The following is a 20,745-nucleotide window of genomic DNA, read 5'->3' as shown; positions in this document are numbered from 1 at the left end:
CCTCGAAGCGCGCGAGCCCGTGCCGGGGATCGAACAAACTTATGCCCCTCGTCCGGTTCCGAAGAGGTATGAGCGAGACCGATGCGCAGGCCGACGTGACGGTCGTCCTTCCGGACGGATCAGAGCTGGACGTTCCGGCGGGGGCGACAGTCGAGGACGTCGCCTTCGAGATCGGCCCCGGGCTCGGTCGCGACACCGTCGCGGGGAAGATCGACGGCGAGCTCGTCGAGAAGCACGCGGAGGTCCACGACGGCGCGCGGATCGAGATCGTCACCGACCAGTCCGACGAGTACCTCACGGTGCTGCGCCACTCCGCCGCCCACGTCTTCGCGCAGGCCCTCCAGCGGCTCCACCCCGAGGCGACGCTCACCATCGGTCCCCCGACCGACGACGGGTTCTACTACGACGTGACCGACGTCGACCTCGACGAGGACGACCTCGACGCCATCGAAGACGAGATGGAGGCGATCATCGAGGCCGACTACGACATCGAGCGCGAGGTCCGGTCCCGCGAGGAGGCGAAGGAGATCTACGCCGACAACGAGTACAAGCTCCAGATCCTCGACGAGGAGGCCGACGACGAGGAGGTTACCTTCTACGCGCAAGACGACTGGCGGGACCTCTGTCAGGGTCCGCACGTCGAGTCGACGGGCGAGATCGGCGCGGCGGCCCTGTTGGAGGTCTCCGCCGCCTACTGGCGCGGCGACGAGGAGAACGACACGCTCACGCGCGTCTACGGCACCGCCTTCGCCTCCGAGTCCGACCTCGAGGAGCACCTCGAACTGCGCGAGGAGGCGCTGGAGCGCGATCACCGGAAGATCGGCCAGGAGATGAACCTCTTCTCGATCCCGACGGTGTCCGGGCCGGGGCTCCCGCTGTACCACCCGCCGGGCAAGACCGTGCTCCGGGAGCTCTCGAATTTCGCGAACGAGCTCAACCGCGAAAACGGCTACGAGGAGGTCGAGACGCCGCACGTGTTCCGGACGGAGCTGTGGAAGAAGTCCGGCCACTACGAGAACTACAAGGACGACATGTTCCTCCTCGACGTCAACGACGAGGAGTACGGGCTCAAGCCGATGAACTGCCCGGGCCACGCGACCATCTTCGACCAGCAGTCGTGGTCGTACCGCGACCTCCCGCAGCGCTACTTCGAGAACGGGAAGGTGTACCGGAAGGAGCAGCGCGGCGAGCTCTCGGGGCTCTCGCGCGTCTGGTCGTTCACCATCGACGACGGACACCTGTTCGTCCGCCCCGACCAGATCCGCCAGGAGATCGAGTCCGTCATCGAGATGATCTTCGAGGTCGTCGAGACGCTCGACCTGGACGTCGAGGTCGCGCTGGCGACCCGCCCGGAGAAGTCCGTCGGCGGCGACGAGATCTGGGAGTCGGCCGAGGAGCAGCTCCGCGACGTGCTCGAGTCCGGCGGCTACGACTACGACGTCGAGCCCGGCGACGGCGCCTTCTACGGCCCGAAGATCGACTTCGGCTTCGAGGACGCGCTCGGCCGCGTCTGGGACGGCCCCACCGTCCAGCTCGACTTCAACATGCCCGACCGGTTCGACCTCACCTACACGGGCGAGGACAACGAGGACCACCAGCCGGTGATGATCCACCGCGCGCTGTACGGGAGCTACGAGCGCTTCTTCATGGTGCTCATCGAGCACTTCGACGGCGACTTCCCGCTGTGGCTCGCCCCCGAACAGGTCCGCATCCTCCCCGTCTCCGACGGGACGCTCGGCTACGCGCACCGCGTCAAAAACGATCTCGAGGACGCCGGCTTCCGCGTCGAGGTCGAGGACCGCGACTGGACGGTCGGCCGCAAGATCCGCGCCGGGCACGACGACCGGCTCCCGTACATGGTCATCGTCGGCGACGACGAGCAGGAGGCCGGCACCGTCTCGGTGCGCGACCGCTTCGAGAACCAGCGCGGCGACGTCGAACTCGACGCCTTCGTCGACCACCTCGTCGAGGAGCGGGACGAGAAGCGGACGGAGCCGGACTTCGTCGACGCGGCATAGGGGGCGCGTAGGCGGCGGGCAGGCGGCACGAAGGCGACCGCCCGTCGCCGCCGCAACGCTCGGACGCGTTCCGCCGCGTTTTTGACCGTCGTCGTCGGGACCTCTTGTATGAGCGACACGCCGCTGGCACGCAGCGACATCGACGCCGCCCCCGACGTCGGGGCGCTGACGCCGCCCGACCGCACGCTGATGGGCCCCGGGCCGAGCGACGTCGACCCGCGGGTGTTGAGGGCGATGAGCACGCCGCTCGTCGGTCACCTCGACCCCTCGTTCGTCGAGATCATGGACGAGGTCCAGGAGCTGCTCCGCTACACCTTCAGGACCGACAACCAGTGGACCATTCCGGTGTCCGGAACCGGCTCCGCGTCGATGGAGGCCGCGATCGGGAACCTCGTCGAACCGGGCGACACGATGCTGGTCCCGACGAACGGCTACTTCGGGGGGCGGATGAGGTCGATGGCCGAGCGCGCGGGCGGCGAGGTCGTCGAGGTGTCGGCGCCGTGGGGCGAACCCCTCGACCCGGTCGACGTCGAGCGCGCGTTCGACGAGCACCAGCCGGACGTGTTCGGCTTCGTCCACGCCGAGACGAGCACCGGCGTCCGCCAGCCGGACGTGCCCGCGCTGACCGATATCGCACACGCCCACGACGCGTACGTGATCGCCGACTGCGTCACGTCTCTCGGGGGCGTCGAGCTGCGCGTCGACGAGTGGGACGTCGACGTCGCCTACTCCGGGCCGCAGAAGTGCCTCTCCTGTCCGCCCGGCGCGAGCCCCCTGACGCTCAACGACCGCGCGATGGACAAGGTGCTCGACCGGGAGGAGGAACCGCGGTCGTGGTACCTCGACCTCTCCCTCTTGGAGGGGTACTGGGGCGACGACCGCGCGTACCACCACACCGCGCCGATCACGAACGTGTACGCGCTCCGCGAGGCGCTCCGGCTGGTCGCCGAGGAGGGGATCGAGGAGCGGTGGGCCCGCCACCGCGCGGTCGCCGGCGAGCTGAAGGCCGGCCTGCGCGAGCTCGGGCTGGAGATGAACGCCGCCGAGGAGTACTGGCTGCCGAGCCTGAACGCCGTGCGCGTCCCCGACGGCGTCGACGACGGCGCCGTCATCGAGCACCTCCTCGACGAGTACGACCTCGAGATCGCCTCCGGCCTCGGCGACCTCGACGGCGAGGTCTGGCGGATCGGCTGCATGGGCCGCTCCGCCCGCAAGAAGAACGTCGAGTACCTGCTCGCCGCGCTGGAGGACGCGCTCGCCGAGCAGGGGTACGAGGCCTGAGCCGGGTCCGAGCCGTCGGTCGCCTCCCCGATCGACCGACGGCGGGCGATACCCCCGACTTCGGACCGCGGTACCGCCCCTCACGCGACTTTTTCACCGTCGACGCCGGCGGTTTCGGTATGTCCGACGCCTTCGGCCGAGCGATCCGCGATCACTTCCGCGGCGAGCGGGACGAGCCGCTCCTGCACCGGGACGGCGGCGAGACCGTCGAACACCCGATCGAGGCGTTCTACTTCGCCGACTTCGACCCCGACGAGGACCCGTCTCACGAGTGGCTGGCGTCCCGGCTGCAGGGGCCGCTCGTCGACCTCGGCGCCGGGACCGGGCGGCACGCGCTGTACTTCCAGGAGCGGTTCGAGACGGTCGCGGTCGAGCCGAGTCCCGCGCTCGTCGAGACGATGCGCGAGCGCGGCGTCGACGACGCCCGCGAGGGAGACATGTTCGCGCTGCGCGAGGCGTTCCCCCGAGACCGGTTCGGCTCCGCGCTCGCGAACGGGACCCAGATCGGACTCGCCGGGTCGATGCGCGGACTCACCGAGTTCCTCGGCGACCTCGCCCACGTGACGACGCCGGACGCGACCGCGGTCGTCGACTGCTACGACCCGACCCACCCGGCGACCGCCGACCTCGTCGGCTACCGGGACGACCCGACGCCGGGGCTCGCGCACCGCGTCATGTTCTTCGAGTACGAGGGCGAGACGAATCCGATCCTCCAGCTCCGGCTGTTCAGCCCGGCCAGGCTCCGGGAGGCCGCCGTGGGAACGGACTGGGAGATCGCGGAGGTGGTCCGCGGCGAGGAGGGCAACGAGTACCACTACCGCGCCGCGCTGCGGAAGCGCGGCGGCGAGTAGAGCGCTCGTCTCCCCTCCTGTCCACCGGTTTCAGTCGCGGGACTCGCCCTACCACGTCGTCAGCGCTGCCCGCCCGTGGTCGTGCACGAGAACGGCGAGGAAGGCGAGCACGCCGGTGACCGCGAACGCGCCGCCGACGTAGAAGACGGAAGCCATGCTCACCTCGACCATCAGCCACCCCGCGATCAGCGGGCCGGCCACCGAGCCGGGGCGCCAGACGAGCTCGCGGATCCCGAAGCTGGCGGCCACGCCGCCGTCGTCCGTCCCCTCGTCCGCGAACAGCGCCATGCTCGCCGGCTCGCGGAAGGAGTCGGCGACGCCGAGCAGCCCGGAGAAGGCGACGAGGGGGAGGTACGCGGGCGGCAACTCGCCGAGGAACGGGAGCGTCACCCCGGCGCCGAACGCGGTGCCGATCGCCGCGGAGAAGGGGATCCCCATCGCGATCAGTCCGTACGCGCCGCCGCCGGCGAAGACGAACAGCGACCGGCCGTACCCGTCCGAGAGCCGACCGGTGAACAGCTGGCCGACCATGTTGGTCGCCTTCTCGGCGGTGACCGTCACCGCGATGGCGACGCCGGCGACGCCGAGGCCGCCGCCGGCCATCGACGTGCCCGCGTAGATCGGGACCCAGGTCCGGACCATGGTCACGGCGAAGGCGTACTGGGCGCGGAATCCCGTGATCGTGAGGATCTTCCGGTTGACGGCCAGATCGGAGAAGGGGAACCCCTCGACGCGGGTGTCGTCCTCGTCTAAGACGAGCCACGTGACGGCCCAGGCGGCGACCATCAGTCCGGAGATGATCGCGAAGATCGGGCCGAAGCCGACCGCGTCGTAGATCGCGCCCGCCGACAGCGACCCGACGATCGAGGCGGCGAAGGCGGCGGCGTTCGCCTTCCCGATCCTGTCGGCCCGCGTTCCCACGTCGGCGATCTGGCCGACCAGCGACAGCGTCATCAGCCCCGCGCCGGTGACGACGAATCCCTGCAGAGCCCGCACGGCGACGAACGAGGCGGAGGAGTCCACCAGCGGGAACAGCGCGTAGACGCCGGCTCCGACCGCGAGGGTGCCGAGTAGGACGGTCCGCTTGTCGAACCGGTCGCCGGCCCACGCCAGCGGGACCACGGCGACGGTCTGGGCGAGGGTGAACCCCGTGGTGTACATCCCGATGACGAACCCCGCGGAGATCGAGACGCCCAGCACCGTCGTCGCCTGCGGGTCGAGCGCGTTGATGTACGGTCCGAGCAGCGTGATCAGGGTGATGAACCCGAACCCCTCGGCGAACCGCGTGAGGTAGAGCGCCCAGAACTGCGATCGGATCGACCCGTTTCCCGCGTCCGCGTTGCTCACATCGAAACGGCGCGCACCGGTTCAAAGTGCGTTTCGATTCGAAGGGCGCGCCGCGATCCGGTCGGCGGGCATATACGCGAGCGACCCGTAGCTCCGCCGATGCGACGCCGGGAACTGTTGACCGCGCTCGGCGTCGGCTCGATCGGTCCCCTCGCCGGCTGTGCGGGCGCCGGACCGAGCGCGACCGACGGGGCCGACGACGCCGACGGCGACGGAGGAAGCGATAGCGGCGGACCCGACGACGCGGACCCCGCGGGCGACTGGCCGTCGGGTCCGTACGCCGACTACGACGCGGTCCCCGTCGAGGCCCGCACTCCCGACGGCGACCGCCTCGGGACGGTGACCGCCGCGATCGCGGAGACCGGCGACCAGCGATTCCTCGGCCTCAGCGACGCCGAGACGCTCCCCGAGGACGCCGGGATGTTGTTCGTTTTCCCGGCGGAGCGGGAGGACCTGACATTCGTCATGCGCGGGATGGACTTCGGCATCGACATCGTCTACGCCGACGCCGAGGGGACGATCGTCGAGATCCACAACGCGCCGGAACCGGGGCCGAACGAAGACGGGAGCGACCAGCGGTACCCCGGGTCCGGGCGGTACGTGCTGGAAGTACCGTACGAATGGACCGACCGACACGGCGTCGAAGTCGGAGATTCGCTGGCGTTCGAGCTGTAGGTGACTCCGGCGAGCGCGTCGGGTACTCGCCCCGTTTATGTCTCTCGCGCCCGTGGCGAACGTATGCGAAACGTGGACGCCGCGGGGCTCGGGATCGGCGACGACCACCCGCCCCGGATCATGGGCGTGCTCAACGTCTCCCGGGAGTCGCCGTACGACCCGAGCGTGTACGACGACTCGGGCGAGGCCGCCGAGTACGTCGACGAGGATCTGATCGGCGAGGGGGCCGACATCGTCGACGTCGGCCTCGAGTCGGCCAACAAGGACCTCGACGTGCTCTCCGCCGAGCAGGAGCTGGACCGCCTCGACACCGCGGTCGAGACGCTGGCGTCGACCTCGGGGGACGCCGTCTGGTCGATCGAGACCCGCTACCACGAGGTCGCCGACGAGGCGCTCTCGCGCGGCTTCGACATGGTCAACGACATCTGCGGGTTCGCGGACCCCGAGATGCCCCGGGTCTGCCGCGAACACGACGCCGCCGTCTCGAAGATGGCCTCGCCGCCCGATCTGGAGCGCCCGGGCGCCATCGAGGACGTCGACGAGATCTACGAGGCGCTCTCGAGGAACGGGTTCACCGACAAGACGATCCTCGACCCCGCCTTCGGCGGCTGGTCCGAGGCGAAGACCCACGCCGACGACCGCGAGACGTTCCGCCGGCTCCGGGAGTTCCGGGGGTACGGCCGGCCGCTGCTCGTCTCGATCAACCGGAAGAGCTTCCTCAAGACGATCGCGGGTCGAACCACCGAGGGGGCGCTGCCCGTCTCGCTGGCCGCCACGTCGATGGCGGTCGAGCGCGGCGCCCACGTGATCCGCACCCACGACGTCGCGGAGACCCGCGACGCGGCGCTCGTCGGCGCCGAGTTCGCCCGCGACCGAGTCCGGTCGGGTCGCGACGCGGGCGACGTCGCCGTCGAGGAGCTCGACGTGACGACCGCGCGGGAGGCGGAGCGCCACCTCGACCGGCTCGGCGCCGATCCAGACGTCGCCGGCGACGCGGTCGTTCGCACCTACGAGCTCACCGGGCTTCCGGAGCCGGCGGTCGGCGCCCTTCGGGCCGCGACCGCGGGGACCGAGGGCGTCGAGGGGGCGGCGTTCGCGCTCGCGGGGGCGGCCGACGCGGCGACCGCGCCGGTCACCGACCCGCCCTCCGCGACCGACGGCGGCGTGCCCGGCGCCGACGGGACCGGGTCCGCGGGGCTCCTGGTCTGTTCTCCGGCCGGGCTCTCAGCGCTCACGGCCGCGGTTTCCGGCGCGTCCGCCGCGCTCGACGCCGCGCTCGAAACGACGGACGCGGGCTGGAAGTAAGAGAAAGTTTATGCCGTCGTGTAGACAACCCATCGACCGGACGCCGGAGGGGCACGCGGGTAGGGGTACTCTGTGCTACTCCGGCCCATACCATATTCCACACCGCGAGCGGCGGCGCCGTGCGGCGCCGCGGTGGGCAGACCGATCCGGCCGCCCGAATTCGGGTGAGACGGTGTGAACTTCGAGGCGTTCGAACCGGTGTACGAGGCGATCCTCGCGGACTTCGGCTTCGACCGGGCCGCCGACGAGCGCGCCCGGGACGTCGCCGCCGAGCTGGCGACTCCCTTCCCGCTCGACCGCCTCGGCGACTGGCGCGGCGCGACCGTCGCGGTCGCGGGCGCGGCGCCGCGACTCGCCGCCGACGTCGACATCGCCCGCGACGCCGACGTCGTCGTCGCCGCGTCGACCGCCGCCGACGTCCTGCGCGACCGGGGGGTCGACGTGGACTGCATGGTGACCGACCTCGACAAGAACCCGGAGACCGCGGCCGTGCTGACGCGAGAGGGCGTCCCGGTCGCGGCCCACGCGCACGGCGACAACGTCCCCGCGGTCCGCGAGTGGCTCCCGCGGTTCGCCGACGAGCGGACGCTGGCGACGACGCAGGCGGCCCCGGCGGGCCCCGTCGTCAACACCGGGGGGTTCACCGACGGCGACCGCGCCGCCTTCCTCGCCGACCACGTCGGCGCCGGGCGACTGGTGTTTCCGGGCTGGGCGTTCGACGACCCGGACGTGGGCCCGATGAAGGCGAAGAAGCTCGACTGGGCCGCCCGCCTGCTGCGGTGGCTCGAACGCCGCCGCGACGAGCGGTTCGGGGTTCTCGACGGGCGACGAGAGGAACTGGACGCGGCGCTCGACCCGATCCTGTCCGGGAGCGACTAGTAGGGCGACGACTCGACGCGCCCCTTCGGCAGCAGCTCCTCGCTGTCGCGCGCCTCCAGCCACTCCACCAACTGCACGAGCTGGTCGGTCGCGGCCCCGAACAGCCGCTCCGCCTTCTCCGGCGTCACGTCGGTCGGGTCGCCGAACGCGCCGTTCGCGGAGTTGTCGACCGAGTCGTAGAACGTCCGGGCGCCGTGGACCATCGCGTCCGACTCGTCGAGGTGGACCAGGCCGTCGTCGCGGGCGTTCTCGAACTGGTCCTCGCGGACGAGATCCGGGGCGATGTGGGTGATCATCGCCGTCTCCTTCGGGCCCGCGTGCGGGCCGTTGTGCTCGAACAGCTCGTCGACGAGCCCCGGGATCGACTCGTCCCACATCCACTCTAACGCGTAGGCCGTGCCGTCCTGATGCAGCCGCCGGCCGACCTCGCGGAGGTGTTGGACGTTGCCGCCGTGGGCGTTCACGTAGACGACGCGGTCGATCCCGTGGTACGCGAGGTTGCGGGTGAACCCCTCGACGTAGTCCCGGAACTCGGGCGGATCGACCCACATCGTCCCCGGGAACTGGCGGTGGTGCGGGCTGACGCCGACGTCGATCGTCGGCGTGCGGACGACGCCGGTCTCGTCGGCGGCCGCGCTCGCGAGCGCCTCGGCGATGAGGTGGTCGGTCGCCAGCGGGAGGTGCGGGCCGTGCTGTTCGGTGGAGCCGAGGGGGACGAGGGCTATCGACTCCTCCGACAGCCGCTCCCCGAGCTCCGGCCACGTGTGGTCGGCGATGTACATACCCGCAGGTGGGGTTCGGGACGTATGAACCCAGCCGTCCCGGCGCCGTTCGCCGTCTAGTGCTCGCCCGTCGCGTCGGCCGGTGCGGCGCCCGTCGCGGCGCCTCCGTCCGCCGCTCGAGGAGGGCGTCGTCCCGTGTCGCCACCCTTTTTGTGTCGTCCGGCCGAACTCGCTGGTATGTTCGGAGGAGGCGGCATGAACCCGCGGAAGATGAAACAGATGATGAAACAGATGGGGATCGACGTCGAGGAGCTCGACGCCGAGCGGGTCGTCATCGAGACGGCCGACGGCGACCTCGTCTTCGACGGCGCCCAGGTCACCAAGATGGACGCGCAGGGCCAGGAGACCTACCAGATCGTCGGCTCCCCGGAAGAGGTCGCCGACGCGGGCGCCGGCGGTCCCTCGGCGATCGAGGACGACGAGGGCTCGGTCGACGCGACGGAGCGCGACGCGGGCGTGACCGACGCGATCCCGGACGAGGACGTGGCGCTGGTCGCCGAGCGCGCCGGCGTCCCGCAGTCGACGGCCCGCGAGGCCCTGGAGAACGCCGACGGCGACCTCGCGGCCGCCATCGCGGACCTGGAGTGACCGGTCCGGCGTGACCGACGCCGCGTACCTGCTCGTCCACGACGACCGGGAGTACCTGTTGGAGCCCGGCGAGGAGTTCGGCACCGACCTCGGCGTGCTCGAGGTCCCCGAGGACGTCGCGGGCGGCGACACGGTCGAGACGCACCTCGGAACGGTCTTCGAGGTCCGCGAGCTCCGCGGCCCGGACCTGTTCAACCACCTCGAGCGCACCGGCGCCCCGATGATGCCCCGCGACGTGGGGCTCGTGATGGGCCACACCGGCGCGTCGGGCGGCGACCGCGTCCTCGACGCCGGCACCGGCACGGGGATCCTCGCCGCCTACCTCGGCCGGGCCGGCGCCGCCGTGACGACCTACGAGGTCGACGCCGAGTTCGCCGACGTCGCCCGCGCCAACATGGAAACCGCCGGGGTTTCCGACCGCGTCGAGGTCCGCACCGGCGACCTCACCGAGGAGCTGGACGCGCTCGCCGAGGGCGATCCGTTCGACGCCCTCACGCTCGACACCGGCGACGCGCCGGCCGTCGTCGAGCGCGCCGACGAGCTGCTCGTCTCGGGCGGCTGTCTCGCCGTCTACTCCCCGTTCGTCGAGGGCACCCGCGAGGCGGTCCTCGCCGCCCGCGAGGCCGGCCTCGACGGGATCGAGACGCTGGAGACGATCCAGCGCGAGATGGAGTTCTCGGAGCGGGGCTCCCGCCCCTCCACCGCGGGCGTCGGCCACACCGGGTACCTCGTCTTCGCGCGGGCGCCCTGAGGCGGCGCAACGTTCTTTCCGGTCCCGCCGCCACGAAGCGTATGGTTCCCCCGACGGGCGACGACGCCCCCGCCGGCGACGACGCCGGTGGCGGTGTCGCTTCCGCCGACAGCGACGCTTCCGCCGACAGCGACGGCTCACCGATCGAGCCCTCGGAGGTCGCCGTCGCGATCGACGAGTACGGCGAGGGGCTCGCCGACGCGGTCGAGTCGGCGCTCGCGGGGCGGTCAGGCGTCGTCGCCGTCGGGGTCCCGCTCGGTCTCCTCCCGCCGGTCCTCGCGGCCCGGGAGCGGACCGACGACGACGTGCCGTGGCGGGTCGCCTGCCCGCCCGGCGCGGTCGACGCGCTCGGCCGGGCGTTCGCCCTCGGCACCGCCGTCGCCGAGGCGGTCGCGGAGGGGTCGATCGAGCTCCGGACGCTCGCGGGCGGGAGAGACTCCGACGACGTCCCGCCGGCCGAGGAGGCGGCCCGCTCGCTCGCGTTCGCGACGCCGGACCGCGTCGACGCGGTCGCCGGCCCGCGCGCGGACCGGACGCTCGTCTCGGAGACGGGGCGCGCGCGGACCGCCGCGATGCTCCGGGCTGCGACGACGCGGTTCGAAGCCGCGACGGCCGCGACCGTCGGGATGCCCTCGCGGACCCGCCTGCTGGCCGCGGCGCGCGCGGTCCTCGACGACCGGTTCGCGGACGACGTGGCCGCGGTGCTCGACGCCCTCGACTACGGGGCGGTCGGGCGGACCGGGGCGGTCACCGACCGGGCCCTGCTGGTCGCGCTGGCCGCCCGGCACGACCACCTGTTCCGGGACCTCCGGCGATGGGTCGACGGCGAGGGGAGCGAGGGCGACGGCGGGAATCGCGCCGCCGACCGGGTCGCGATCGCGCCCGGGCAGGAGCTCACGGCCGACCGACGCGCCCTCGTGGACCGGGAGCTGATCGAGTCGATCAAGGTACCGATGGGACCGGGGCGACCCCAGTTCCGGCTCCGGGCGGTCGACGAGGCGCTGCTCCGGGCGGAGCCGACCGAGGTGTTCAGCGTGCTCCGCGGGCGGTTCGCGCTCCCGGTCGACGAGGACGGAACGCTCCGCCGAGGCCCCGGCGGCGAGGGGCGTCGTCCGGTGTGGGACCGGCGGCGGTGATCGGGCGCGGCGGGCAGCGGCGGGGCGTCGGCATCGGCGGCCATCGCCGATCGCTCTTCCCCTGCCGAGGGCGCCGACGTGACAAGAACTAACTCCCGGCGGCGCCCCCGAACGGGTATGCCGAACTTCTCCGACAGGGTCGAGCGGATCTCCATCAGCGGGATCCGCGAGGTGTTTGAGGCGGCCGGCGACGACGCGATCAACCTCGGGCTCGGACAGCCCGACTTCCCGACGCCGGCGCACGCGCGCCGGGCGGCCATCGACGCGATCGAGAACGGGAAGGCGGACGCCTACACCGAGAACAAGGGGATTCTGTCGCTCCGGGAGGCGATCGCCGAGAAGCACCGGGCGGACCAGGAGATCGACCTCGACCCCGCGAACGTGATCGCCACCGCGGGCGGGAGCGAGGCGCTCCACGTCGCGCTGGAGGCGCACGTGAGCGCGGGCGACGAGGTCGTGATCCCGGACCCGGGGTTCGTCTCCTACGACGCCCTGACGAAGCTCGCGGGCGGCGAGCCCGTTCCCGCGCCGCTCCGCGACGACCTCACGATCGACCCGGAGGCGATCGAGGACGCCATCACGGACGACACCGCGGCGTTCGTGGTGAACTCCCCCGGCAACCCCACCGGGGCGGTCTCCTCCGAAGCGGACGTTCGGGAGTTTGCGCGGATCGCGGACGAGCACGACGTGCTCTGCGTCTCCGACGAGGTGTACGAGTACACCGTCTTCGACGGCGAGCACTACTCGCCGATGGAGTTCGCGGAGACGGACAGCGTCGTCGTCGTCAACTCCGCCTCGAAGCTGTTCTCGATGACCGGGTGGCGGCTCGGCTGGGTGTACGGCTCCGACGAGCGCGTCGAGCGCATGCTGCGCGTCCACCAGTACGCGCAGGCCTGCGCGTCGGCCCCGGCCCAGTACGCGGCCGAGGGTGCCCTCCGGGGCGAACGCGGCATCGTCGACGAGATGACCGCATCCTTCGAGCGCCGCCGCGACCTGCTTCTGGAGGGGTTCGACGAGATCGGCCTCGACTGCCCCACGCCGCAGGGCGCCTTCTACGCGATGCCCCGCGTGCCGGATGGGTTCGTCGACGAGTGTATCGACCGCGGGGTGATCGTCGTCCCGGGCGAGGCGTTCGGCGAGCACGGGCGGGGACACGCCCGGATCTCGTACGCGACCGACGAGAGCGAGCTCCGCGAGGCGCTGGACGTGATGGGCGAGGCGTACGAGGCGGTCCGCTGAGCGCGGACGGTCGCCCGTCCGGCCGCAACGTAGCGTCAATTTCTGCCACCCGATAACCTCGGGACATTACCTGGCCGCGAGAGGTTTCCGCAAGTTATACTGCGACCCACGGAGTACCGAGAGGTAATGGACCGGAACATTCAGGTCAGCCGCCTCGACCGGCGAGCGGTCGAGGACCAGGAAGTCGAGATCGTCGAGCGGAAGGGTATCGGACACCCTGACTCGATCTGCGACGGAATCGCGGAATCGGTGTCGCGGGCGCTCTCGCAGCTCTACTTGGACCGCGTCGGGAAGGTGCTCCACTACAACACGGACGAGACGCAGCTCGTCGCCGGCCGCGCCGCGCCCGCCTACGGGGGCGGCGAGGTCGTCGAACCCATCTACGTGCTCATCGTCGGTCGCGCCACGAAGGAGTACGACGGCGAGCAGCTCCCGGTCGACTCGACCGCGCTGGCGGCCGCCCGCGATTACCTCGCCGAGGCGATCCCGGAGCTGGAGTACGGCACCGACGTCGTCGTCGACGCCAAGCTCGGCGAGGGCTCCGGCGACCTCCAGGACGTCTTCGGCGAGGAGACCCAGCAGGTGCCGATGGCGAACGACACCTCCTTCGGCGTCGGCCACGCCCCGCTCACGGAGACGGAGACGATCGTCCGCGAGGCCGAGCGCGCTCTCAACGGGCGGTACCACGACGACCACCCCGAGCTCGGCCCCGACGTGAAGATCATGGGGAAGCGCGAGGGCGACCGGATCGACATCACGGTCGCGGCCGCGATGGTCGATCGCTACGTCGACGGGCTCGACGAGTACGACGACGCGGTCGCCGACGTGCGCGAGTTCGTCACCGGGCTCGCTCAGGACCACACCGACCGGGAGGTCCACGTCGACGTCAACACCGCCGACGACTACGACGAGGGGTCGGTGTACCTCACCGTCACCGGCACCTCCGCCGAGCAGGGCGACGACGGCTCGGTCGGCCGCGGGAACCGCGCGAACGGCCTCATCACGCCGAACCGACCGATGTCGATGGAGGCGACCTCCGGGAAGAACCCGGTCAACCACATCGGGAAGATCTACAACCTCCTGTCGACGCGGATCGCCGAGTCGGTCACCGACGAGGTCGACGGGATCCGCGACCTGCAGGTCCGCCTGCTGTCGCAGATCGGCCGCCCGATCGACGAGCCGCACGTCGCCGACGCGCAGCTCGTCACCGAGGCGGGCGTCGCGATCGGCGACATCGAGCCGGAGGTCCTCGAGATCGTCGACCGCGAGCTGGCCGACGTCACCGACGTGACCCGCAGCGTCATCGACGGCGACGTCTCGACGTTCTGAGTCGCCGGCGGACGGGTCGCCGGGCGGATCGCCGGTCTCGTCGACGACCGAACGACCGCAACCGATTTGGGGAGCGGGCGAGTCCGATAGCGTGTGACGCGGGTGTGTCTCCTCGGCGATCCGGACGTCAATCTCACCTACGAGCTGCTGTCCCGCGAGACCGCGCGGGACGCCCTCGCGACGTACGACATCGAGGAGCCGTACGCGAACAGCCTCGCTATCGACACCGTGAGCCTCGGCGCCGCTGTGTCCCTGTTAAACGACCTCAACTGGTACCTCGTGCGCTTCGTCGACGAGGCGCTCGTCCGCGAGCCGTCGGTCTCGGCCGACGAGTGGCTCTCGCGGGACCTCGCCCGCGAGGTGCGGGACGGCGCGGTCCCGCCCGAGGAGACCGACCAGCGCCTGAAGGTGTTCGGGCTCGTCGACGGGCGCCCGGTCGAACCCCTCTACGTTCGGCGGAAGCAGGGCGAGACCCCCGAGTACGACCTCCGCGACGTCGACGAGACGGTTATCGTCCGAGTGAGCGAGTCGGAGTTCTCGGGGTGAGACAGCGCCGCTCGGAGCGACTGGTGTAGTTAGTAATTTGAAAACAATTAACGCGGCTCCGGCGGGATACACGCCATGACCAACCGCCGTACCCTCTACGTGGCTTCGTTCGTCGGCGCGTCGTTATCGTACGTGTTCAACGTGCTCGCCTTTACGGGGACGTTCGACGTCTTCCGTTGGTTCGTGTTCGCCGTCGGCTTTCTCGGCGTCACGTACGGATTCGAGCAGTTCATCGAGTGGCAGACCGAGTAGGCGTCGGACGGGTCCACGTCGCATCTCGGTCGGGCCCGTCGCTCCGTCGCTCCGCCGCTCCGGATACGATCCTACAAGTCGATTCGGAGAGCAGGGACGGTATGGCACGCGTCACGGTCTGGAACGAGTACCGCCACGAGCGCGACAGCGACGTCGTCGCCGATGTCTACCCCGACGGGATCCACGCGGTCCTCGCGGAGATCTTCGAGGAGGCGGGCCACGAGGTCCGCACCGCCACGCTCGACGAGGGGCCGGAGCACGGGCTCACCGAGGAGGTGTTAGCCGACACCGACGTGCTCACCTGGTGGGGCCACGCCGCCCACGACGAGGTGCGCGACGAGGTCGTCGACCGCGTCCACGAGCGCGTGCTCGACGGGATGGGCCTCCTCGTGCTCCACTCCGCGCACTACTCGAAGATCTTCAAGCGGCTGATGGGCACGAGCTGCTCGCTGAAGTGGCGGGAGGCCGCCGAGACCGAGCGGCTCTGGGCGATCGAGCCGAGCCACCCCATCGCCGACGGGATCGGCGAGTACATCGAGGTCGAGGAGGCGGAGATGTACGGCGAGCGGTTCGACGTTCCCGCGCCCGACACGCTCGTGTTCAACTCCTGGTTCGCCGGCGGCGAGACGTTCCGCTCCGGCTGCTGTTACCGTCGCGGCAACGGCAAGGTGTTCTACTTCCGGCCGGGCCACGAGACGTACCCGGTCTACTACAACGACGACGTCCGACGGGTGCTCCGGAACGCGGTCGACTGGGCGGAACCGGGCGACGGTCCGAACCCGGAGTTCGGCAACGCCGACCCGATCGAGGAGATCGACACGAGCGACGACCGGACGGTCCACTGATCGGGCGGCCTCGACGGCGGGCGGCCTGGCGGCGAGCGGCCTCGACGGCGACCGCCCTACGGAACCGACGAGCCGGCGGCTCGCGGCTGTAGGGCGACCGCCGCTACGGCGCGGACGTTGAAAGGCGACCGCCTCGCGCGAACGCGAGACGACCGGTGTGTCGCGCGCCGGCGGCCGGTCGAGTAGGCGTCGGCCGCGACGGTATATAAACCCTCGTTCGCAAGGCCGTCGGCTCGGCGCGGACTCCGCGCTCGCGATCGGTCAGTCCGGGCGGTGGACCTCGCCGTCGCGCCCGTCGGCGTCCTTCCGGCGGAGCGCGGCGGCCGCGTTGTTGGCGTCGTAGCCGAAGAACACGTCCTTCGCGTACGTCTCGGCGACCTCGGTCGCGTGGATCAGGTCGTCGACGGCGACGTCGACCGCGTACAGCTCCAGCGAGAACGGCGTCTCCGGCGGCGCGCCGTGGACGTCGTAGTCGCCGCCGAGCCGCGTCCGGAAGCCGCGAGCGATCGTTTCCAGCCAGTAGGTCGTCGCGTACTCGGTGTCGTACAGCGGGACGACGAACTCGTCGACGTGCTCGGCGAGCCGGTCGAGGTCGAGGCCGGCGCGCGCCCGGAGGTGGCCGGGATACGGGTCGGGGTACAGCGTGAGCAGCACGCGGCCGGGGACCAGTTCGGCGGCGTCGGCGACGAACTCGGTGATGACGTCGGCGCGCCACTCCGCCCACCGGTCGCGGTCGCTCTCGGCGAACAGCCGCTCGCAGCGGTCGCATCGGCAGAATCCCTCGCGCGGGAACCCCACGTCGTCGAGGCGCACGTCGTCGCTCTCGGCGGCGCAGTCCTCGATGATCTCCAGCAGGCCCTCGCGGTACTCCGGGTGGGTCGGGCAGATGTACGCCCAGTCGAAGTAGTCGCGGTCGCGGGTCGCCGGCTCGCCGCGCTCGTCGACGGGGACGAGGTCCGGGTTCTCGGCGGCCGCGGCGTTGTCGCCGAAACACGACACCATGTTCACCGCGTTCGGGAGCGGCGCGGCCGCGCGCCCCGTGACGTCTTTCACCTCGTAGAAGCCGAGGTCGAACGGCTCCATCTCGACCTCGTCGGCGTTGCGCGTGACGACCCCGTACATACCAGTCGCTAGGCGCGTGTGGGATAAAAACGGCGGGCATCCGCCGCGGGATGACCGCGAGAGGCGAACGAACGGAGGTGGTCGTCGGTCGGTGCGAGGTCGGTCGACGGGGACTCGGTCGCTACTCGACGGTCACCGGCTCCTTGTCGCCGGCGAACAGGAAGTACGCGAGCGCGACGAGGGACAGGACGACGACGAGCTTCGCTTTCTTGCTCATGCTCGACCTATCGAGCGGCGGGCGCTAAAACCTACCGGAGCGTCGGACGCATCCGTGCGCCGCGTGCGAGAAAACCACCGGACTCCGCGCGGCTCAGACGTCGATGTGTTCGGCGATGTCGGCGCGCAGGATCGTCGAGCAGTAGTCGCAGCGGACGCCGTCGGCGACGACGTCGAACCGGGTCTCGACCGGCTCGTCCGCGTTCGTGATGCAGTTGCGGTTCGGACACGAGAGCACGCCGGTCACCGAGTCGGGACGCGTCACCCGGTTCTTCTCGACGACCTCGAAGTCCCGGACGATGTTGATCGTCGCCTCGGGCGCGATGAGCGAGAGCACGTCGACCTCGGACTGCGAGAGCTCCCGCTCCTCGACCTTCACGATGTCCTTGCGCCCGAGCCGGTCCGAGGGGACGTTCATCCCGACCGAGACGCCGAACCCCTCGGAGCCGTCGATACCGAGGATCGCCAGCACGTTGAGCGCCTGCCCGCCCTCGACGTGGTCGATCACGGTGCCGTCGCGGATCTTCGAGACGCGGAGCTCGTGGTCGCTCATCGGTCCGCCTCCACCCCCTCGTCGGCCTCGGCGTTCTCCATGAGCGTGTCCAGCAGCGCCATCCGCACCGGGATCCCGTTGTGCGCCTGCTCGAAGTAACGGGCGTGGTCCGTCTCGTCGACGTCGGGCGCGATCTCGTCGACGCGCGGGAGCGGGTGCATGACGGTGAGGTCGTCGGCGGCGTCCTCGAGCGTCTCGGCGTCGATCCGGTACTCGCCGGCGACGCGGTGGTACTCGTTCTCGTCGGGGAACCGCTCCTTCTGGATCCGGGTGACGTACAGCACGTCGAGCTCGCCGAGCACCTCCTCCAAGTCGGTGTGCTCGCGCACCTGCGCGCCGGTCTCGTGGAGGTCGAACCGGACCGAGCGCGGGAGCCGCAGCGACTCCGGGCTGATGAAGTGCTGGTTGGCGTCGAACTCGGTGAGCGCCGCCGCCAGCGAGTGGACCGTGCGGCCGTACTTCAGGTCGCCCATGATCCCGACCGTGAGGTCGTCGAGCCCGTGGTTCTCCCGGATCGTGTGGAGGTCGAGGAGGGTCTGCGAGGGGTGTTGCCCGGCGCCGTCGCCCGCGTTGACGACGGGCACGGAGACGTGCTCGGCGGCCAGCGTCGCCGCGCCCTCGCTCGGGTGCCGGAGGACCAGCGCGTCGGCGTAGCCCTCGATGACTCGGACGGTGTCCGAGAGCGACTCACCCTTGGAGACCGACGAGGAGTCGACGTCGCCCATGTCGACGGTGTCCATGCCGAGGCGTTTGGCCGCGCTGTCGAAGCTCATCCGGGTGCGGGTGCTCGGCTCGAAGAAGCAGAGCGCGAGCACGCGCCCTGCGTGCCGGTTCGCGTAGGCGGCGGGGTCGTCGGCGACCTCCCGGGCCCGGTCGAGCACCGCCTCGATGTCATCCCGCGAGAGCTGCGTCGCGGTGATGAGGTGGTCCTGACGCATTGTCGGAGAAGGGGATTGGAACGGTCTTGAATCCCTCGGCTTGGGCACCAACGCGGGTGTCCACGTCCGTGGTGATCGCCGCGGACGAAGGCTTCGAGATTCGCAGAACGCGAGCCGCGTCAACACGTCTCTCTCCCTCGACGAACGGCGGCATCGCTTATAAACGGATCCGCGCCTAACCCACGGATATGTCCGAGAACGATCCGGCCGACCTGCTCCCGAACGACCGCGTCGAACAGGCCGCGCTCGACGGCGACGTGACGCAGCTCCACCGCGGGAATCGGTACGGCGAGGCGGGCGACACGTTCGAGATCGACGGCGTGACCTTCGAACTGACCGCGGTCACCGAGCGCACCCTCGGGGACATGACCGACGCCGACGCGAAGCGGGAGGGGTCGCCGTCGCTGGAGGCGTACAAGGAGCGGATGGTCCGCGCGCACGGCGGGAGCTTCGACTGGGACGACGACGCCGACGTGGTTCGTCACCGGTTCGAGCGCGTCGACGAGTAGGGAGGCAGAGAGAGCGAGACGACTCAGTCGTCGTCCGCGGCCGCTCCGTCGCCCGCGCGGCCCCCGTCGGTCGCCTCTTCGTCCTCGATGCTCGGCGGGTACTTCCCGCGGTTCAGCTTCAGGTCGGACTGCGGCCGCGCCATGCAGGTGAGCGCGTACTCCTCGGCCTCCTCGTCGGTGAGTCCGCGGGCCGCGGGCTGGGTCACCTCGCCCTCGACGATCTCGGCGGAGCAGGCCAGGCACATCCCGACGCGGCAGGAGTACTCCTGGGCGATCCCCTCCTCGATGCAGGAGCTGAGGACCGTCTCCGTGTCGGCCACCTCGATCGTCTCGCCGGTGCCGACGAACTCGACGGTGTACTCTGTCATGGCGCGGAGTACCCGCCCACCAATCAAAAAGGGTTCCCCTCGATCGCGTCGCCGTCGCGGGGACCGAATTGGAGGCGAGCGGCGGTCGACGACAGACTCGGCTCCCGCCCATCGCAACGACTAATCCCCCGCCGGACGCTTCCCGAGGTATGACCGAGAAGGCCACCGCGCGAGCCCACCCGATCCAGGGGCTCGTCAAGTACCACGGGATGCGCGACCCGGAGCTCCGGCTCCCGTACCACGACAGCATCAGCCTCTGTACCGCCCCGACCGCGACGACGACGACCGTCGAGTGGCAGCCCGACGCGAGCGAGGACGCCTACGTCATCGGCGGCGAGGCGGTCGACGGGCGCGCCGCGGAGCGAATCGACATGGTCGTCGACCACGTCCGCGAGCTGGCCGGCGTCGACGCCGCCGTCCGGCTGGAGAGCGAGAACTCCTTCCCGTCGAACATCGGCTTCGGCTCCTCCTCGTCCGGCTTCGCGGCCGCCGCGCTCGCGCTGGTCGAGGCCGCGGGGCTCGATCTCACGCTCCCGGAGGTCTCCACGATAGCCCGCCGCGGCTCCTCCTCCGCCGCCCGCGCCGTCACCGGCGCCTACTCCCGGCTCGACGCCGGGCTCAACGACGAGGACTGTCGCTCCTACCGGCTCGACGTGGGCGTGAGCGAGGACGGGTTCGACCCCGAGGAGGACCTCCGGATCGTCGCCGCGCACGTCCCCGCGTACAAGGAGACGGAGGAGGCGCACCGCGAGGCCGCCGCGAGCCACATGATGCAGGCGCGGACCGCCCACGTGCAGGACCAGTTGGTCGAGATGACTGACGCGCTCCGCGACGGCGACTTCGACCGGATCTTCGAGACCGCCGAGCACGACTCGCTCTCCCTGACGGCCACCACGATGACCGGCCCCGCGGGCTGGGTGTACTGGCAGCCCGAGACGATCGCCGTGTTCAACGCGGTCCGCGAGCTCCGCGAGGAGGGCGTCCCCGTCTACTTCTCGACGGACACCGGCGCGTCGGTGTACGTGAACACGCTCGCCGACCACGCCGACGAGGTCGAGAGCCGGATCGCCGAGATCGGCATCGACACCGACGTCTGGGAGGTCGGCGGCCCGGCGCGCGTCCTCGACGAGAGCGAGGCGCTGTTTTAAATAGAAATCGCGGTGCGGTGGCGCGTGCCGCCGAGCGCCCGAAGGGCGCGAGTCGCACGCGCGAGGG

At 70.9% G+C, this 20,745-nt stretch carries 22 protein-coding genes; 16 read left to right on the top strand and 6 right to left on the bottom strand.

The window, feature by feature from the left end; translation table 11 throughout:
* Window positions 1-41: 41 nt before the first annotated feature.
* The 3 genes from thrS to B4V04_RS03070 all read left to right on the top strand — a co-directional run bounded on the left by thrS (window position 42) and on the right by B4V04_RS03070 (window position 4,150).
* Window positions 42-2,018, top strand: coding sequence for a threonine--tRNA ligase (gene thrS / locus B4V04_RS03080; protein WP_498229069.1), 1,977 nt, complete (start codon window positions 42-44; stop codon window positions 2,016-2,018).
* Window positions 2,019-2,126: 108 nt separating this feature from the next.
* Window positions 2,127-3,299 carry a pyridoxal-phosphate-dependent aminotransferase family protein gene (locus B4V04_RS03075; protein ID WP_498229068.1) on the top strand — a complete coding sequence of 391 codons (1,173 nt, stop codon included), beginning with the start codon at window positions 2,127-2,129 and terminating at the stop codon, window positions 3,297-3,299.
* A 119-nt stretch (window positions 3,300-3,418) separates the two neighbouring features.
* A complete protein-coding gene (locus B4V04_RS03070; RefSeq protein ID WP_498229066.1) occupies window positions 3,419-4,150 on the top strand; it encodes a methyltransferase domain-containing protein in 732 nt (243 codons plus the stop codon).
* A gap of 48 nt (window positions 4,151-4,198) precedes the next feature.
* On the opposite strand, the gene B4V04_RS03065 is transcribed toward B4V04_RS03070, so the two are convergent.
* A complete protein-coding gene (locus tag B4V04_RS03065; protein WP_498229064.1) occupies window positions 4,199-5,497 on the bottom strand; it encodes an MFS transporter in 1,299 nt (432 codons plus the stop codon).
* A 99-nt stretch (window positions 5,498-5,596) separates the two neighbouring features.
* On the opposite strand from B4V04_RS03065, the gene B4V04_RS03060 reads away from it, so the two are divergent.
* The 3 genes from B4V04_RS03060 (at window position 5,597) to B4V04_RS03050 (ending at window position 8,356) form a co-directional block, all read left to right on the top strand.
* Window positions 5,597-6,172, top strand: a complete 576-nt coding sequence (locus B4V04_RS03060; RefSeq protein WP_498229062.1) for a DUF192 domain-containing protein — start codon at window positions 5,597-5,599, stop codon at window positions 6,170-6,172.
* A gap of 63 nt (window positions 6,173-6,235) precedes the next feature.
* Entirely contained in the window at window positions 6,236-7,477 is a 1,242-nt protein-coding gene (locus tag B4V04_RS03055) for a dihydropteroate synthase (RefSeq protein ID WP_498229060.1), read from the top strand.
* A gap of 174 nt (window positions 7,478-7,651) precedes the next feature.
* Window positions 7,652-8,356, top strand: a complete 705-nt coding sequence (locus B4V04_RS03050; protein ID WP_498229059.1) for a 6-hydroxymethylpterin diphosphokinase MptE-like protein — start codon at window positions 7,652-7,654, stop codon at window positions 8,354-8,356.
* Here B4V04_RS03050 and B4V04_RS03045 read toward each other — a convergent pair.
* Window positions 8,353-9,138 (bottom strand): creatininase family protein, encoded by a 786-nt coding sequence (locus B4V04_RS03045; protein ID WP_498229057.1) that lies wholly within the window; start codon window positions 9,136-9,138, stop codon window positions 8,353-8,355. The genes B4V04_RS03050 and B4V04_RS03045 overlap by 4 nt on opposite strands.
* A gap of 177 nt (window positions 9,139-9,315) precedes the next feature.
* On the opposite strand from B4V04_RS03045, the gene B4V04_RS03040 reads away from it, so the two are divergent.
* From B4V04_RS03040 to B4V04_RS03005, 8 genes are all read left to right on the top strand, one after another.
* Window positions 9,316-9,726 (top strand): nascent polypeptide-associated complex protein, encoded by a 411-nt coding sequence (locus tag B4V04_RS03040; protein ID WP_498229056.1) that lies wholly within the window; start codon window positions 9,316-9,318, stop codon window positions 9,724-9,726.
* A 10-nt stretch (window positions 9,727-9,736) separates the two neighbouring features.
* Complete coding sequence (locus tag B4V04_RS03035; protein WP_498229054.1) at window positions 9,737-10,477, top strand: methyltransferase domain-containing protein; 741 nt, start codon at window positions 9,737-9,739, stop codon at window positions 10,475-10,477.
* A 41-nt stretch (window positions 10,478-10,518) separates the two neighbouring features.
* Complete coding sequence (locus tag B4V04_RS03030; protein ID WP_498229052.1) at window positions 10,519-11,613, top strand: transcriptional regulator TbsP domain-containing protein; 1,095 nt, start codon at window positions 10,519-10,521, stop codon at window positions 11,611-11,613.
* A gap of 117 nt (window positions 11,614-11,730) precedes the next feature.
* Window positions 11,731-12,852 (top strand): pyridoxal phosphate-dependent aminotransferase, encoded by a 1,122-nt coding sequence (locus B4V04_RS03025; protein WP_498229051.1) that lies wholly within the window; start codon window positions 11,731-11,733, stop codon window positions 12,850-12,852.
* 126 nt (window positions 12,853-12,978) lie between these two features.
* Entirely contained in the window at window positions 12,979-14,181 is a 1,203-nt protein-coding gene (locus tag B4V04_RS03020; RefSeq protein WP_498229049.1) for a methionine adenosyltransferase, read from the top strand.
* Window positions 14,182-14,274: 93 nt separating this feature from the next.
* Window positions 14,275-14,727, top strand: coding sequence for a DUF5804 family protein (locus B4V04_RS03015; RefSeq protein WP_498229047.1), 453 nt, complete (start codon window positions 14,275-14,277; stop codon window positions 14,725-14,727).
* Between the two features lie 75 nt (window positions 14,728-14,802).
* On the top strand, window positions 14,803-14,979 hold the full coding sequence (locus B4V04_RS03010) for a hypothetical protein (protein WP_498229045.1): 177 nt from the start codon (window positions 14,803-14,805) through the stop codon (window positions 14,977-14,979).
* 101 nt (window positions 14,980-15,080) lie between these two features.
* On the top strand, window positions 15,081-15,824 hold the full coding sequence (locus B4V04_RS03005) for a ThuA domain-containing protein (RefSeq protein ID WP_498229043.1): 744 nt from the start codon (window positions 15,081-15,083) through the stop codon (window positions 15,822-15,824).
* A gap of 261 nt (window positions 15,825-16,085) precedes the next feature.
* On the opposite strand, the gene B4V04_RS03000 is transcribed toward B4V04_RS03005, so the two are convergent.
* The 3 genes from B4V04_RS03000 to pyrB all read right to left on the bottom strand — a co-directional run bounded on the left by B4V04_RS03000 (window position 16,086) and on the right by pyrB (window position 18,653).
* Window positions 16,086-16,946, bottom strand: coding sequence for a hypothetical protein (locus tag B4V04_RS03000; RefSeq protein ID WP_498229042.1), 861 nt, complete (start codon window positions 16,944-16,946; stop codon window positions 16,086-16,088).
* A 310-nt stretch (window positions 16,947-17,256) separates the two neighbouring features.
* Entirely contained in the window at window positions 17,257-17,715 is a 459-nt protein-coding gene (gene pyrI / locus B4V04_RS02995) for an aspartate carbamoyltransferase regulatory subunit (protein WP_144798937.1), read from the bottom strand.
* Window positions 17,712-18,653, bottom strand: coding sequence for an aspartate carbamoyltransferase (gene pyrB, locus B4V04_RS02990; protein ID WP_498229040.1), 942 nt, complete (start codon window positions 18,651-18,653; stop codon window positions 17,712-17,714). The genes pyrI and pyrB overlap by 4 nt, the downstream gene beginning before the upstream one ends.
* 188 nt (window positions 18,654-18,841) lie before the next feature.
* On the opposite strand from pyrB, the gene B4V04_RS02985 reads away from it, so the two are divergent.
* Complete coding sequence (locus B4V04_RS02985) at window positions 18,842-19,162, top strand: ASCH domain-containing protein (RefSeq protein WP_498229038.1); 321 nt, start codon at window positions 18,842-18,844, stop codon at window positions 19,160-19,162.
* A gap of 23 nt (window positions 19,163-19,185) precedes the next feature.
* Here B4V04_RS02985 and B4V04_RS02980 read toward each other — a convergent pair whose 3' ends face one another.
* Complete coding sequence (locus B4V04_RS02980) at window positions 19,186-19,530, bottom strand: 2Fe-2S iron-sulfur cluster-binding protein (RefSeq protein WP_498229036.1); 345 nt, start codon at window positions 19,528-19,530, stop codon at window positions 19,186-19,188.
* Window positions 19,531-19,679: 149 nt separating this feature from the next.
* On the opposite strand from B4V04_RS02980, the gene mvaD reads away from it, so the two are divergent.
* Entirely contained in the window at window positions 19,680-20,678 is a 999-nt protein-coding gene (mvaD, locus tag B4V04_RS02975; RefSeq protein ID WP_498229035.1) for a phosphomevalonate decarboxylase MvaD, read from the top strand.
* The last annotated feature ends 67 nt before the right edge of the window (window positions 20,679-20,745 follow it).

Source organism: Halorubrum sp. B52 (assembly GCF_059752555.1).
This window is presented reverse-complemented; position numbering and strand designations above follow the sequence as displayed.

Coding starts and splice junctions, on each gene's coding strand:
- B4V04_RS03020 (WP_498229049.1), top strand. CDS start 12,979: ATGGACCGGAACATTCAGGTCAGCCGCCTCGACCGGCGAGCGGTCGAG.
- B4V04_RS03030 (WP_498229052.1), top strand. CDS start 10,519: ATGGTTCCCCCGACGGGCGACGACGCCCCCGCCGGCGACGACGCCGGT.
- B4V04_RS03045 (WP_498229057.1), bottom strand. CDS start 9,138: ATGTACATCGCCGACCACACGTGGCCGGAGCTCGGGGAGCGGCTGTCG.
- B4V04_RS03025 (WP_498229051.1), top strand. CDS start 11,731: ATGCCGAACTTCTCCGACAGGGTCGAGCGGATCTCCATCAGCGGGATC.
- pyrI (WP_144798937.1), bottom strand. CDS start 17,715: ATGAGCGACCACGAGCTCCGCGTCTCGAAGATCCGCGACGGCACCGTG.
- B4V04_RS02985 (WP_498229038.1), top strand. CDS start 18,842: ATGTCCGAGAACGATCCGGCCGACCTGCTCCCGAACGACCGCGTCGAA.
- B4V04_RS03060 (WP_498229062.1), top strand. CDS start 5,597: ATGCGACGCCGGGAACTGTTGACCGCGCTCGGCGTCGGCTCGATCGGT.
- B4V04_RS03005 (WP_498229043.1), top strand. CDS start 15,081: ATGGCACGCGTCACGGTCTGGAACGAGTACCGCCACGAGCGCGACAGC.
- B4V04_RS03055 (WP_498229060.1), top strand. CDS start 6,236: ATGCGAAACGTGGACGCCGCGGGGCTCGGGATCGGCGACGACCACCCG.
- mvaD (WP_498229035.1), top strand. CDS start 19,680: ATGACCGAGAAGGCCACCGCGCGAGCCCACCCGATCCAGGGGCTCGTC.
- pyrB (WP_498229040.1), bottom strand. CDS start 18,653: ATGCGTCAGGACCACCTCATCACCGCGACGCAGCTCTCGCGGGATGAC.
- B4V04_RS03010 (WP_498229045.1), top strand. CDS start 14,803: ATGACCAACCGCCGTACCCTCTACGTGGCTTCGTTCGTCGGCGCGTCG.
- B4V04_RS03070 (WP_498229066.1), top strand. CDS start 3,419: ATGTCCGACGCCTTCGGCCGAGCGATCCGCGATCACTTCCGCGGCGAG.
- B4V04_RS03000 (WP_498229042.1), bottom strand. CDS start 16,946: ATGTACGGGGTCGTCACGCGCAACGCCGACGAGGTCGAGATGGAGCCG.
- thrS (WP_498229069.1), top strand. CDS start 42: ATGCCCCTCGTCCGGTTCCGAAGAGGTATGAGCGAGACCGATGCGCAG.
- B4V04_RS03040 (WP_498229056.1), top strand. CDS start 9,316: ATGTTCGGAGGAGGCGGCATGAACCCGCGGAAGATGAAACAGATGATG.
- B4V04_RS03075 (WP_498229068.1), top strand. CDS start 2,127: ATGAGCGACACGCCGCTGGCACGCAGCGACATCGACGCCGCCCCCGAC.
- B4V04_RS02980 (WP_498229036.1), bottom strand. CDS start 19,530: ATGACAGAGTACACCGTCGAGTTCGTCGGCACCGGCGAGACGATCGAG.